A 14085-nucleotide genomic window follows, 5' to 3' on the forward strand; every position below is an offset into this window, starting at 1 on the left:
GCCCTGGGGTCAAGCCTCGATACGCATGGAATAGCGACCTTGTTTGTCCCAAATCTTTCCGTACTGACCTCGTTTGGCAATCAGTTGCAGGTGCGTTCCTTGTTCAAGGATGCGTCCTCCCTCCAAATAAACGATCACATCCATATTTTTTATGGTCGAGATACGATGCGCGATCGCAATGACCATTCGATCACTCATGGCTTTAGCGATTGCAGTTTGAATTTCTTGCTCGGCGGCGGTGTCCAGAGCGCTTGTAGCTTCGTCGAGGATAAGCGTCGGGCAACCGGGTTTCAGCAGCGCACGGGCCAAGCTCAAGCGTTGGCGTTCCCCGCCGGAGAATTCACTACCGTTCTCGCCGGCAAAGGTGTCGAAACCTGAGGTCCGACGATTGATAAAACTCTCAGCTGAGGCCATCCGCGCCGCCGACAATACTGCATCGTCGTCAGCATCAGGAGCACCGTAGGCAATATTGTCCCGCACAGTACGGTTAAATATTCCAACATGCTGACTGACCACTGCGAACTTTTCGCTCAAAGAGTCACGGTCAAATGCTTGCAGCTCAATCCCGTCAAATAATATTTGACCGCTGCAAGGGGTCAGTTGACCAAGAATCAATCGAATGAGTGTTGTTTTACCCGCACCAGACGGACCCACCAGGCCAATTTTCTGTCCAGCTTCGAGGGTGAGATCCAGGTCTTTGAATAACGGTCCTTCACCCGGATAGCCGAAGCAGACTTTCTTGAACTCGATTTTGCCAGTCTGCTTGGCTGTTTTGCACACTGGACTCTGAACGGTTGGCAAAGACGCGACGGTCAGGTCGTCCTGAAGAATGAATTCCAACGCGCCATCCAACGAGCCCAGATTTTCATAGAAGCCAATCAGGTTTTTTGAGAGATCGAAGACCGTCATCACCAAAATATTAGTGGCGGTAAATACCAGTGCAAACGCTCCCACATTGCGCTCGCCAGACAGAACGTCCTGTAATGCCAGAGTAGTCATGACTGCGAACAGGCTGAAAACGGCCACACTGGAAAAAACGCGCATGAGTAATACGTATCGGCGCAGCTGGAAAGTCCGCCGTTTTTCTTCGTCCAGCCCTTCAGCTAGAAACATATTTTCGCGTTGGGATGCTCCATAAGAGAAAACGGTTTCGAAATTACGTAACACGTCACTTATTTGGCCGGCGGACCGTCCTGAAGCAAGAAACTGTTGGCGGCCCAGTCTTAGGCAACGAAATGCGAAGAACGTTGTTCCAGATAAGTAGATAACAAGCCAGCCGATAATCATGAGTGCGTAGTTACTGTCGGCGATATAGAGGATTACACTGATATTTAAAATGACAATAATCATGTTGACGGCGTCGAACGTGAGCAGTTGCACCAATGCAACGCAATTGTAACTTGAGCGTTTTATTGACTCAACCAGTGCCCCGCCGTGTCGGTGCTGAAGTGATGCAGGTGAGCGACTCAACAGGTGGGCAATCTGACGTTTCTGGATATGGGCTCGTAAATCGGCACTCGTGCTGACATCGATCCATTGGTAAAGTCTGAAGAGCACCATTGCGCCTGCGCTTAACCCGATGAGTCCGATAAACCAGCGTATGGCTGACATGCGCTCGACTTCACCAATGTTTGTCAGACCGTTGATGACGCGTTCGAACGCTATTGGCGTCGAGCTTTCCAAAAGAGTGCCCAAGGCCGTAAATATGACCATCAAACCTATACGAAATAGCACGCTTTCACTCAGCATCTGGCGTAAATAGACGAGTGGTGTTCGAGCCAGTGGCGGGTATGAACTCATAGTGCTATTACTCCTTGGGCAAATACATTTCGTGTAACCATATTTGGTATCAACTGGCAGGAAGAACTATGAATAGCAACCTCCCGGACCCGGCAATTTTGAAGCAGTCGGTAGTTTTTGATCTGTCATGGGCCGTCGATTTCGCAACAGAATTGCATTCGGCGAATAAAACAGGCCAATTTCGATTTGAACTTGGCGACATGTCGATGGCAGACCTTGATCTTTCCAATACCCGAGTCACATATTCCAATATTCGAGACAGCAATTTGTCTGGCGTTTCGTTGAAAGGGGCACGCTGGGACGGCTGCTTTTTTGACTCTGCAAATCTTTCACGGGCCGATTTAACCGACGGGATATTCACCTCGTCCAGTTTCGTCGACTCGGGTTTGACCAACACGGTGCTTACCGGCGCAGATCTGAGCGGTATCAATGCCTCTAGTGCATTGCTGGAACATTGCGCCGCCGATAATTCAAATCTGACCAAGGCCACCCTCATCAATGCAAAGATTGTGGGTGGCTCTTTCAGAGGCGCAATTTTCGCGGGTGCTGTCGCGCGTGGGTCAATATTCGAGTCGGTGGATCTGACAGGTGTCGATTTTTCAGATGGCATTTTTTCTGACTCGGTTTTCAATGCCTCTGATTTGTCCAACGCCAAGTGTGCCGGCGCGAATTTCGAAAAGGCCAAGCTCAGTGACGTTGTCTTGACCGGTGCCGATCTGAGCAATGCTTTTCTTGTAAAAGCCGACTTGTCCGGAGTGAACCTTTCGGGTGCCAACCTGAGCAACGCCAACCTGCAAGGGACTAACCTGGCAGGCGCAAATCTCAACGGTGCACAGCTCATTGGCACCAACCTGCAAGGTGCGGATTTACGCGGAGCCAGCCTTGAAAAGACCGCGGTGGCAGGGGCCAATTTCGCCAACGCCAAACTCGACGACTCATTCACGCGCGAGTCCGGGCTTGATACCTCCGCCCAGGTACAGTTGGGTAGTTCCAAGGCCTCTACGCTAAGACTCATTTAGACAGTCATCGCAGGTTCAGCGCCTCCCCGGGACGATTGTCCTGGGGAGCATATTGACTCTATGGCCTTGGTCAGCCAGGCATCTTTCTCATCATCAAGGTCGGCGCTCCAGCACAGCCGAATACCACTGGCCGTGCGACGGATCACAACCCAACTGCGTCCTCCTGCGATAGCCAGGTCAGACACTTCTTGTTCTTCGGCAAATAACGTGCAGTCCGGGGCCGTCGTGTGTTCAAGCACGATGACGACATCCGGATCCTCTCCCCGCTGGCGTTGCTCGTTGCCGGTCAAATGTCCAATGCGCTGATCATCGGTTTGACGCAATGAGGTCAGGATACTGACTGACAAGGGGGCGAACGCCTCGGCAATGTGCTGGGCGAGGCTGGCGCTTTCTGTCTCGCCGCCCAACAGCAGGTGCCTGATGGGGCGTGAGCCGGCTCGCACCTTTGGCCCAACCCACGAAGGCAGTCCAGGCTCGGCAAAGTCTCCCGCCCGTGCGACCGGCAGCCTGGGCTGAGTATCGGTGGCGATAAGGCGGTAGAACCATTCCAGATGAGCGAACAAGATCGACCACGATGCCTCATCCATGACAATGCGGTGCAGCGCAATCGCCAGGGTGCTTTTGCCTTCGCTATTGGGTGAGGCCACCGCGAATAGCGCTAGTGGTTCGTTCAGCCCGCTGCCGGTTTTTGACAGCAGTGCGTTGGACAGACGGGCCTCGAGAATCTCTCTCTGCTCATTGGACTTCGCGGACAGGTCCGCCCAGATGAGAGGCAGTGCGTTGGGTATCGGCGCGACTTTGCCTTCCACGCCGCTGTCCGTCTGGCTCAGTTGCAAGCGAAGCGAGGGGTGCAGTGTCAGTACCTGAAACAGCGCCCGTCGAAAAAGATTTTGATCCAGCGGTTCCCGGGTCGCGATGACCCGCGTGATCCAGTCCTCTTTGGAGCTGCTTCGTGACTGGAGGAATTGCCGTTGGGCCGTGGAGAGAGCGTTTTGGTTTTTCGGCGGAATAATCTCTACGGGCGTGACCTGTGGCGCCAGTGTTTCAGGAATGGGCTGGCCTCGTTCGTCGCGCCGGATGGTGGTAACCCTGATCAGCTTGGGCACTACGTCGTTTCGTGGCCAGCGGGTCTTTACCGCATGCTCCAGATCCGCCATGGTCGAGTCGCTCTTCAACACGGAAAAAATCTCGACCTCGGCAGGAACCGCCTCGACCGGTGTTGGTACGTAATCGATTGAGCGAAGAATCTTCGTCACGCGCTCGTTGTCGGAAACGCCGGCCAGTTCAGCCAGGGCACTGTCACGATCCAGGTGGCCCAGGCGCACCTCCCAGGCGGTGGGTATTTCATAGTTCGAATAGCCTTTTTCCAGTCCGTGAACCGCGACGCCCACGTCATTTATCAGGCAATTGGAGGAGCAGAACCCGGTATCTTCAGGCTCTTTCCATCCGGCCTGGCTGGTACTGAGGTAATCGTAGATGTCCTTCTTCTGGGCATTGCTATAGCGGTAGAAGTCGATGAGGCGGACCCGATCAAAAATCGAGTCGTCATAGAACTGTTTTCCGTCCAGGCCGGCGTAACGCTCAACCTGGTGGTAGATCCTGCGCCCCTCGGCCAGTTTTGCGTCGATGATTTGCGGGTCGAAGATGTTGCGATCATGGAAAAACCTGAGGCGCTCCTCCACGATCTGGCCACGAGACATGCCGGTGAATATGAGGTTGATGCCGCGCTGGTCGGCCAGGGTCAGGCTGTGGTCCAGAAGGGCCTTGAAACAGCCTTTGCAGACGGTGCTGTACCGTTGCAGGCTTTCCCGGAACACTTCCCGCATCTGGGCATGGGTTCCGGTGATGTGCTCGATATTCAGGTCACTGGTGATGCGGGCGATGTTGTCGAATGCTTGGCGTGAAATGAATCCGTTGTCGAACGTGTAAGTCATCACCTTGAGCTGCATGTCTACCAACTGGTGCAAGACGTACGTCGAATCCTTGCCGCCACTGAACAACAGCATGCAGTCGATATCCGATCGCTTGTGCGGGCGGTTGGCCGCTACTATTGCCTGCAATGCGTCCCGGTCGCCGAAGTAAAGATCCAGGCGCTCTTTGTAGCGGTCGTAACGACGACACTCGGTGCAGACACCTTCGTGGTCCAGCCGGATGCCACTGACTTGTGTCGAGATAGCGCAGCGCCTGCAGCGCCTGACCGTTTCATACGGCGGCGAATGGACAACAGCGACGTCACTGACGAGCCCGGAAGACCGGACGAAGTGTTCAAGGGCACCTAGCTCCTCGGAGGTGAACGCCAGCTGCGTGGGGTCCTTCATTGAACCTGTCATAGCTGCTCCAGCAATTGAAGAAGCTCATCGTCATCCGCGGTCGCGGTAAGAATGTCGGTTTCGATCTTTGCGGCCAGGCCCCGGATGGTCGGGTCGTCGAGGAAGTCCCGCAACGCGACACTGATGGCGAAGGCCGCTTCCACGCGTGATAGAACCTGCATGGCGAGCAATGAATGCCCCCCCACCGAAAAAAAGTTGGCGGTGATGCTGGGCGTATCGATCTGCATGAGTTCGCGCCAGATCGATGCCAGCGTGACTTCGACGGGGGTTTGCGGCGCGACGTACTGGGCGCTGTCAGTCACCTGCGGGGTAATGTCAGGCAAGGCACTGTAGTCGATCTTGCCGGTTACTGTGCGTGGCAGGATGGGGAGAAAGCTGATGTGTCGCGGAATCATCACCGTTGGCAATCGATCGTTCATGAAACGGCGTAATTCATCTTCCGGAACTTCCGGGCTGGCGACAATGTACGCGATGAGTCCGTTTGCGCCTTCGTCAAGCTTGCGCTCCACGATTGCGATGTCCCGCACGCAGGGGTGTTCGTGAAAGCTGTTTTCGATCTCGCCCAGCTCGACGCGGATACCGTTTATTTTGATCTGACGGTCGCGGCGTCCAATGAACTCCAGTTCCCCATCATCAAGCATCCGTCCCAGATCGCCCGTGCGGTAAACCAGGTCGTCAGGATCACCGCTCACGGGGTTGCTCACGAAGACTTCTGACGTCAGGTCGGGCCGCTGATAGTAACCGAGGCTCTTGAAGGGCGTGCGGATGTAAATCTCACCAATCATGCCGATGCCGCAGGGCTTTTGCCGGTTGTCGAGAATTAACACACGGCAACCGTCGATCGGCTTGCCCACCGGAACACTGGCACGCTCGGCGTCTTCCGCTCGAACACGGTGAAACAGCTTGATCATCGTGGTTTCGGAGGGGCCGTAGAAATTGATCAGTTCGACGCTGGTTCCGAATACGTCAAAAAAACGCTTCACATCAACGGGCAACAGCACATCCCCGGCGACGCAGACTCTGGCCAGCGTCTTGGGTCGTTGCGACCGGGCTTGCAAGGTCTTGAGCAGGATGCGCAGGATTGCGGGCGTGGTGTGCATCAAGGTGACCGCGGCCTCATCCAGCCAGCCAACCAGCCGTTCGCCGTCGGCGATCAGGTTCCGGTCCGGTGGCAGGCACACGGTGCCGCCGATGTTCAGGGGGGTGAAAATATCGCGCAAAAAGGCGTCGAACGCCGGAGTAGTGAACTGAGTGCAGCGCACGGACTCGTCGAGGTTAAATGCCCGGGCTTCCCACCTGGCAAAGTGCGCGATGCTTTTGAGTCGCCCCAGGATACCCTTTGGCTCACCGGTGGATCCGGAGGTGAAATAGATGTAGCTGGCGCCCTCTGGATCCTCCTCCCGAGAGTCTTGCAGGGGTGTATCCAGAGCCCGGAGGGCTCCGATCTCTATGCTTTCGATGGCGCTCGGAAGCCCGAGTTCCTTGGCGATTGCCGCACCGTTGGGGTCACATAGAATGGCGATCGGATCCGCGCTATCTATGGCTTTGAGCAGGCGCGCCGGCTGTGTCTGAGGGTCCAGCGGAACAAAGACCAGGGCTTCCTTCATCGTCGCGATGACTGCGGCGATCACTTGCATCGGCTCCGAGGAGAGAATTATCACGGGACCGATCGTTGAAGCCAGCCGGCTTCTCAACTCTGCGGCAATGGCATCGGACCATTGATCGAGCGCACCGTAAGTGATTTCTTTCCCCACACTCGACAATGCGATGCGCTCAGGGTGTTGTTTTGCAAGGGCGGCAAAGATTTTTGCAGCATTAGTCGTCATGAGCGATGTTACCTCTCAGTCATAGTCGGCACAGGGCGGTTTCCGGCGTCAGCGGCCCGCGGTTGTTGATTCGGAAGATAAGGAATCAGTTCTTTGAGAACGATGTCGCCCTGCGCCACTGGGGCCTGCAATATCGTGCGCAGTCGCTTGTCCGCATAGAGTTGCATCTGGTCCCGGACCCCCTGCGGAGAGGGCTCGGTGAAGTTTCCATACGCCAGCAGACCCATGGCATGAGGCTCCGTGCCGAACTTCACGACAGCGCTGAAACCATCGCCGCCGTTGGCAATGTAGTCTTGCGTCGGGCCTGACTGGGTGAAGTAGGTGGCGCGGATCAGCCCGAGCGGGTCAGGGCCTCCATTGGCTGGCAGCAGTTGACCGCCGGGTAACTTGAAGATGTCGCCCCAGGCAATGTCCGGGGTGGCGCCTGTCTTGCGTAATTCGCGAACGGCATCTCCAAGCAGCGCTGCGGCTTTTGCCGGCTCTGCCAGGCCGCGAGGTCCGGCCAGCGGCTTTCTCGGATCGAAGGGGACGGTGAAGATGCTGTCATCGTCGGGCATCAGTTTTACCCACTGGATAAACAACGGTGCGCCGCGACTGTCGGCATTCATCGCTCGGTCCCAGCGGGCAAGAATCTGCGCACCCACCTTGCTGTCGGGGTCACTCGACTGGTGTCCAGCGGCAATCAAGTCGTCGAGCGTACGCAGTGCGAGCTCGGAGCCGGTGTCGAGTTTCAGATTCATCAGGGCATTGAAGTCGACCTTTGGCGTGACCTTGAGACGTTCAATGATGCGTTGCGCACGCAGATTGACGAACGGGCTGCTGACCAGCCCCTCCGGATAGTCAGCGGGGGACAGGCTGTTGGGCTGTGTTGCTGTCCATGGAGGATCGTTGGCGTTCTGCACCCATCCGCTCTCAGGGTCAGTAACGGAGGGCACCTGCTCCAGGGGTAATACGCCGGTCCACAGGTTTGTGCTCTTGCTTCCATCGAGAAAAGTCGAGCCGCGGGAGATGTCGTGGCGCGAGGAAGGGTTGCGGCCGCCGAAGTAATAGGCAATTTTTCCGTCGCGGTCAGCGTAGATGATGGAAAAAATGGCTATCTGCTGGCGCTTCAATAAGCGATTGAACTCCTCGTAGTTCTGCGCACGCGCCATATCGCGATATTGAGTCATGGTGTGAGCGGCGTCCTTTCCGGTCACCCAGAGCGCCAATGCCCGGTTTTTGTCATGGGCTACCACGGGGCCGAAGCGGCTATCGCTGACGGTAATGTGCTTTTCGGTAAATTGACCGGAAGGCAGGCGTGCGCGAATCGTCTCGATACGGGACTCGAACGCCGTTTGTTTGCCGTCGAGCAAGTAGCCATCCCCCTCGAGTTTGAGCTCATAGAGGTAGTAGCTATGCATGGGGTTGACGGTATGGGTCCAGCCCAACGTCTGGTTGAAGCCGATAACGTGCATGGGCAGGCCGAGCAGGCTCACACCGTAGAAGCGCCCTTGGGGGGTGACGGACTCATATTCGAACCAGCGAACAAGGTCGGACCAGGGCAAGTGCGGGTTACTCAACAGCAGGGTTGCGCTGCCGGACTTGCCGGGGGCTATTGCAATGGCGTTGGAGCCGCGATTTTGCACATTGGCCATGGCCGGTGCGACTCCCGCATTCCAGGCACTGGCATCCTCAGTGACTCTGGCCGGGGAGACGGCAAAATCGTAAAGCATCACATGCGCCAGGCGCGCCAGCACATCGACGGCCTGGATCGGCAGTACCGCTCGCAGCTCATCATTGATCCCCTCGGGATGAGCCTTCGCGAAATCGTTGATACCATCGGCGAAAGATTGCAGGGACGCACGCTCCGAGGGCTGTTGCTGGTCCCACCATTCAAGCGCGGTTTTTGTGACACCCATCTGCCGCACCCACAGGTCCTGCTCCAGCGCGTTTTCGAGTTCCATATGCCCGGGTGTTTCGGCGAAGCGCCCGCGCGCGCGCGCCATGAGCGTCAACACGGCATTTGCATGGGTGCGCATTTGTGACCAGCCCACGGCATACGCCAGCTCGTTCTCGGAGCCAGCTTCTATGTGGGGGACACCCCAAATGTCCCAGATGACGGGCACTTGTTTTTGGACGGAGGAGGCATTGAGGGAAGGGGAAATGAAAATGAATACGCAAATTATCGCGAGCAGACGATTACCAATAGCACCCATCAATTGCACCTCCCTGTGTTTTTACTTGGTAGATCCGTCTACTAACCCGTCAATCCGCCAAGGCTTGCCAAGTGCGTCCGATATGCACTTCAAGCCAAGTTTGAGGCCTGTCCGCGTGGGTTGAACGAGGCTAGTACATGATTCTCGATCGCGCCAATGGCAGAGCAGCAGTCGCCAGGCAGGGCGTTTGCGTGACAGGAGCTGCCCGATGCGCTGAATAAAAAAAAATACGCTTTTAAAAAACTGAACTACTTTTCCTCTTTGGCAAAAGACAACCTTCCCTGTCCGTTATTGCCTGGGTTCGATACGACGACGTTTAACAGCGGGCTAGCTCTTTGGGCGATGCACCCGGTTCACAAGGAGCAGTGAAATCGATGGCAGATCAGCTTGAATCCCCCGCTGACTCATATCCTTCGCCAGTGAAGGTGCAGGCTCTGGATATCTATCCTTTGACCTTTTTGCAGGAAGGCCTGCTGTTTCACTCTCTCCAGGACGGAGCCGAGTGTGACTATCTGGTGCAACTTTCCTGTCGCCTCAAAGGCGTCGATCCAGAGCGATGGCGCGCGGCCTGGAGTCAGGTCGCTTCCGGTGTTGATACCCTGAAAACGGCCTTTGCGTGGCGTAATGTGTCTCCGCCCATGCAGATCGTGGCCCGGGACGTTGAACTGCAATGGACGCAGATCGATTGCAGTACCCAAAGCGCAGCGGAGCAGGAACGGCAGTGCAACAGCTATCTTGAAAAAGATCGTGTCCGCCGTTTCAACCTTTCTCGTCCACCTCTTCATCGGATGGCGGTTTTCATTCTCGGTGACGGAGCGTTGCGATTTGTCTGGACTTACCACCATCTGATCCTGGACGCATGGTCAGCCACGATCCTCCTGGGGTGGGTCATGGAGGCTTATCTGACAGGTAGTCCTCCGGTAACAGCGCCCTTCAAGACTTATGTAAGCTGGGTCCAGAAGCGCAATACCACTCAGGCGCGAGAATACTGGTCGAGTCTATTTGCCGAGCCTGCGCTGGTTTCAAGTCCACCTTTTTTACTACCTTCAGCCGAAGCCGCCGAGCGTCAGCCGCGGCGACTCAAGCGCCTGCTTTCGCAAGCCAGCACCACGCACATCAGTCAGTCCGTCGTTGAACGGCGCTTGACCTTGGCCACTTTGGTTCAGGCTGCCTGGGCACTGACCTTGCGTGATTTCAGTCTGTGTGAGGATGTGACTTTTGGTTGGGTGATTGCCGACCGCTCGGTCGATCTGAAAGGGATCGACAAAATGGTCGGGCTGATGGTCAACACCGTGCCCATTCGCTTGCGTTGCAACCCTGCGACCGCAGCCGGTCGGTTTCTCGATGAGGTCCAGGCGTCATCGACCCTTGCCTGGGACAACGGCCGATTGCCGCTGACGGAAATTCACGATATAGCCGGCCTGTCGGCAGGGGAGGCGCTGTTCGAGACCGTGGTGGTGTTCGAGAATCTTCCTCCTCTGCATGATGGCGCTGCAAACGGTGTCAGCGTGGAAGACCGGCGGGCGTTTTGGCGAACCAGCTACCCCATCAGCCTGATGGTTGCACCCGGCCCCTGCCTGAAACTGGAAATTGCCTACAACGGTGCGCAGGTCGAGGACGGTGCGGTTGCAGCCCTGCTGGAGCGGATGGAGGCTTATGCGATCGCCTTGGGCACGTTACCGGATCGGCCGATCGGCGAACTGGTGCCGCAGCCAGCCCCTGTCAGTTGGCAAGGTCAGCAGCAACCGCTGAGTGTGTGCGGTCTGGGCGCGGAACTGCTCGCTCGGTTGGCCGGGCGTGGGCGTTCGACAGCCTTGCGCTGGGGGGATGATGCCTGTATGTCGGCGGCTGATCTGGCCCAAAGAAGTGAGGCTCTTGCTGAGCGGTTGTGGGCGTTGGGCCTCAAGCCGGGCCAACTGGTGGCCACCCACCTGGATCGCGATGCCGGGCAGGTCGTTGCGTTGTTGGCGCTACTTAAACTGGGATGTCCGTTTTTGGCGATAGATCGTTGCTTGCCGCTGGAGCGCAAGCAGTATCTGATCACGGACAGTGGTGTCGGGCTGGTGCTTGGCCAGGTGGATGATGACCTGCAGGGTTGTAATGTTCAGATGGCTGGTCTGGATGCACTGGGCGAGCTGGTAGCGGCGCCGGCCCGCCTGGTGGACGGCGTGATGTTGGCGGGCAGTCCGGCCTACCTGATGTACACCTCCGGTTCCACTGGGCAGCCAAAGGGTGTGATTGTGCCGGTCCAGGCCTTGGAAAACGTGCTCATCAGTTTTACCCAGACCCCAGGACTGTCCGCGCACGACCGGTTTCTTGCACTGACTACCCTGTCATTTGATATTTCCCTCCTCGAGGTTTTTGCGCCGCTGTGGAGCGGCGCATTGCTGTTGCTCGCTCCGAGTGAGCTGGGCCGGGACCCGCAAAGGTTGGGGCAGATGATTGCGTTGACCGCCCCGAGCGTGATGCAGGCGACCCCTGCCATATGGCGTTTATTACTGCGCAGCGGATGGCAAGGCGCACCACAGATGCGCGCCTGGTGTGGTGGCGAAGCACTGGAGCGAAGCTTGGCCGATTTATTGCTCCCCCGCGTGGAGCAGCTGTGGAATCTGTATGGGCCGACGGAGGCCACGATCTGGGCGCTGGTTGAAAAAGTCAGTGCCGAGGAGCGAACGATACACCTGGGAGCCCCCATCAATAACATGCGTGCCTATGTGCTGGACGCACGTGGCCATCATGTTCCCCTGGGTGGCCGAGGCAGGCTTTTCCTCGCCGGACTGGGACTGGCATCGGGTTATCACGGCCGTCGCGAGGCCACGCAGGCGGTGTTCGTCGCTGACCCCTTCGGCCCCCCCCATGCCTCATCTGTCATGTACTGCACCGGGGATACGGTGCATGTCACCGAGCAAGGCCGGCTGCGTTACCTGGGGCGAACCGATGACCAGTTCAAGTTGCGCGGTATCCGGCTGGAACTGGCCGAGGTCGAGGCCGCATTGGGTCGGCATCCCGCGGTCATGGCCGCTGCGGCGAAACTTTGGTCCGACTCGGAAGGCAACTACGACCTGGCCGGTTATGTGGTGTGCTCGACGCCGGTCAGCCATGAGGACATACGGGCTGCCGCGGCCGCCGTTCTGCCTTCCGGCTCGGCGCCGGCCTATATCATCGAGCTGGACCGGTTGCCGCTTTCGGCTTCCGGAAAAGTCGACCGCAAGTTGCTGCCGGCACCGAGCCACGGTGCTCAGACCCAGGATGAGCGCCTACGTCGTTCACAAATCGGCGAAGTTGTCGCCGCGACCTGGAACAAGGTCCTGGGCGTCCGATCGGTGGGTCAGGACGATGACTTTTTTGCCTTGGGTGGCCATTCGCTGAAGGTGGTCGCGGTGACCTCGTTGGTCAATCGGCTGTTTGGGACTTCGATTGAGCTGGTCGAGTTATTCAGGGCTCCGACCTTGAAGGCCTATGTTGCAAAGGTCGAGCAACTCATCAGTCAGCACTCCGGTGTGCTGCGTGCGGTTCCGCGGATCGTGGACCGCAATCTGTGGCGTGGGCTGTCCTCTTCGCAGCGTCAGCTCTGGTTTATCAGCCATGCCGATAAAGAGCGGCGGGCCTTTCAGCTGACCTGCGCGCTGCACATCGAAGGGGGGGTGGATGCACAGATCCTGAGCCAGTCCATTGAGCAGTTACAGCTTGTGCACGGAGCGCTGCGCACCATTTTTCGCGAGTCTGTCGGAGAGCCGCAACAGCGGGTGCTTCCTTCTCCCCAGCGTACGCTGCGCATATGGGATGTCCCTGATAGAGAGCAGGCCTTGGCAGCGCTGACGTTAGAGCCCATTTCACTGGAACAGGGCCCGCCGTTGCGATTTGTCTTGATCAGAGAGTCTGCGGTCAGTGCTGTTTGTGTATTGACCATTCACCACCTGTTGGTTGACGAGTGGTCGCTTGGCGTTCTTGTCGAAGATTTGAGCGCCCTCTACAGCGCGATACAAGCCGACACGGTTGTGCCCATGCCGCCAGCTAAGGTCGACTTTCTCGATTATGTCGTCGATGAACTCGATCAGTCGGAGGGACCCCAGCGTCGCGTCGACCTGGAGTACTGGTCACGGCAGCTTCATCAGCTGTGCCCGACACGCCTGAGCCCTGATCGTCACGCTGAAGGGAGCCCCGGGTTCAGCGGCGGCCATTTGCGTATCGAACTCGACTCGGCACTGCGCGGTCATCTGGAGCGTGTCGCCGCCGCGCGAGCCGTGACCCCTTTTGTGGCGTTGCTGGCGGGATTTTATATCGTCCTGCAACGCTACGGCATGGGGGACGATATTTGTCTTGGCGTGATGGATGCCGGCCGCACTCAATCCGAGATGGAGCGAGTCGTCGGTCTCTTCGCGCGAGCGTTGCCCATTCGGCTACATATGGATGAATGCGAGTCGCTGGAAACCTTGATGCGCCGGCTCCAGTCGACCTTGCTGGATGCGTCGATCCACGCCAATGCACCTCTTGACGAAATAGTCCGTGAGCTGGAGTTGTCCGGGGAGCGTGGACGGAATCCTCTGTTCAATATTTTGATTGTCATGCAAAACATGATGGGCGGCGCTACCACCTTTGGCGGTTTTCCGGCTCGGCCGGTCGCGGTCGACAGCGGGGTGTCCGAGTTCGACCTGCTGATCGAGATATTTGCCTATGACAACGGTTATGGCATACGCCTGGTGTACGACCGCGAGCGGTTCGAGGCCGGCCGGATCAGCGAGTTTGCCTTGCGCCTGGAGCGCACCTTGCTGCAGATCGCCGACAATCCGCAGGCTCTGGTGGGCGATATCAGCTTGCTGGGTTCTTGTGAGGTCGAGTCCTTGCGCCAGGCCTTTGCTTCGGAGGCGCCATGACTGTGGATCGCGAAGAGCTGCTTCAGGACAAGTTGCGGGCG

Annotated in this window: 6 protein-coding genes; 2 read left to right on the forward strand and 4 right to left on the reverse strand. The window is 57.4% G+C overall.

Going from position 1 to position 14085, the window contains the following annotated elements:
- Nucleotides 1-9: 9 nt before the first annotated feature.
- Nucleotides 10-1800, reverse strand: a complete 1791-nt coding sequence (locus tag QMK51_RS11420) for an ABC transporter ATP-binding protein (protein WP_320394096.1) — start codon at nt 1798-1800, stop codon at nt 10-12.
- A gap of 68 nt (nt 1801-1868) precedes the next feature.
- Here QMK51_RS11420 and QMK51_RS11425 point away from each other — a divergent pair, with 68 nt between their 5' ends.
- Entirely contained in the window at nt 1869-2819 is a 951-nt protein-coding gene (locus QMK51_RS11425) for a pentapeptide repeat-containing protein (RefSeq protein WP_320394097.1), read from the forward strand.
- Here the strand turns inward: QMK51_RS11425 and QMK51_RS11430 are convergent.
- From QMK51_RS11430 to QMK51_RS11440, 3 genes are read right to left on the reverse strand one after another with little or no spacing between them, the layout of a single operon-like run.
- Nucleotides 2816-5149 (reverse strand): condensation domain-containing protein, encoded by a 2334-nt coding sequence (locus QMK51_RS11430; RefSeq protein WP_320394098.1) that lies wholly within the window; start codon nt 5147-5149, stop codon nt 2816-2818. The two genes, QMK51_RS11425 and QMK51_RS11430, sit on opposite strands and share 4 nt — an antisense overlap.
- Nucleotides 5146-6975: a non-ribosomal peptide synthetase gene (locus QMK51_RS11435; protein ID WP_258700194.1), complete on the reverse strand. Its 1830-nt coding sequence runs from the start codon at nt 6973-6975 to the stop codon at nt 5146-5148. Before QMK51_RS11435 ends, QMK51_RS11430 begins: the two co-directional genes overlap by 4 nt.
- An 8-nt stretch (nt 6976-6983) precedes the next feature.
- Nucleotides 6984-9170 (reverse strand): penicillin acylase family protein, encoded by a 2187-nt coding sequence (locus QMK51_RS11440; RefSeq protein ID WP_320394099.1) that lies wholly within the window; start codon nt 9168-9170, stop codon nt 6984-6986.
- 374 nt (nt 9171-9544) lie between these two features.
- Here QMK51_RS11440 and QMK51_RS11445 point away from each other — a divergent pair, with 374 nt between their 5' ends.
- Nucleotides 9545-14044 (forward strand): amino acid adenylation domain-containing protein, encoded by a 4500-nt coding sequence (locus QMK51_RS11445; protein ID WP_320394100.1) that lies wholly within the window; start codon nt 9545-9547, stop codon nt 14042-14044.
- Nucleotides 14045-14085: the final 41 nt, after the last annotated feature.

The organism is Pseudomonas sp. P9_31 (assembly GCF_034008235.1).
Classification (GTDB): domain Bacteria; phylum Pseudomonadota; class Gammaproteobacteria; order Pseudomonadales; family Pseudomonadaceae; genus Aquipseudomonas.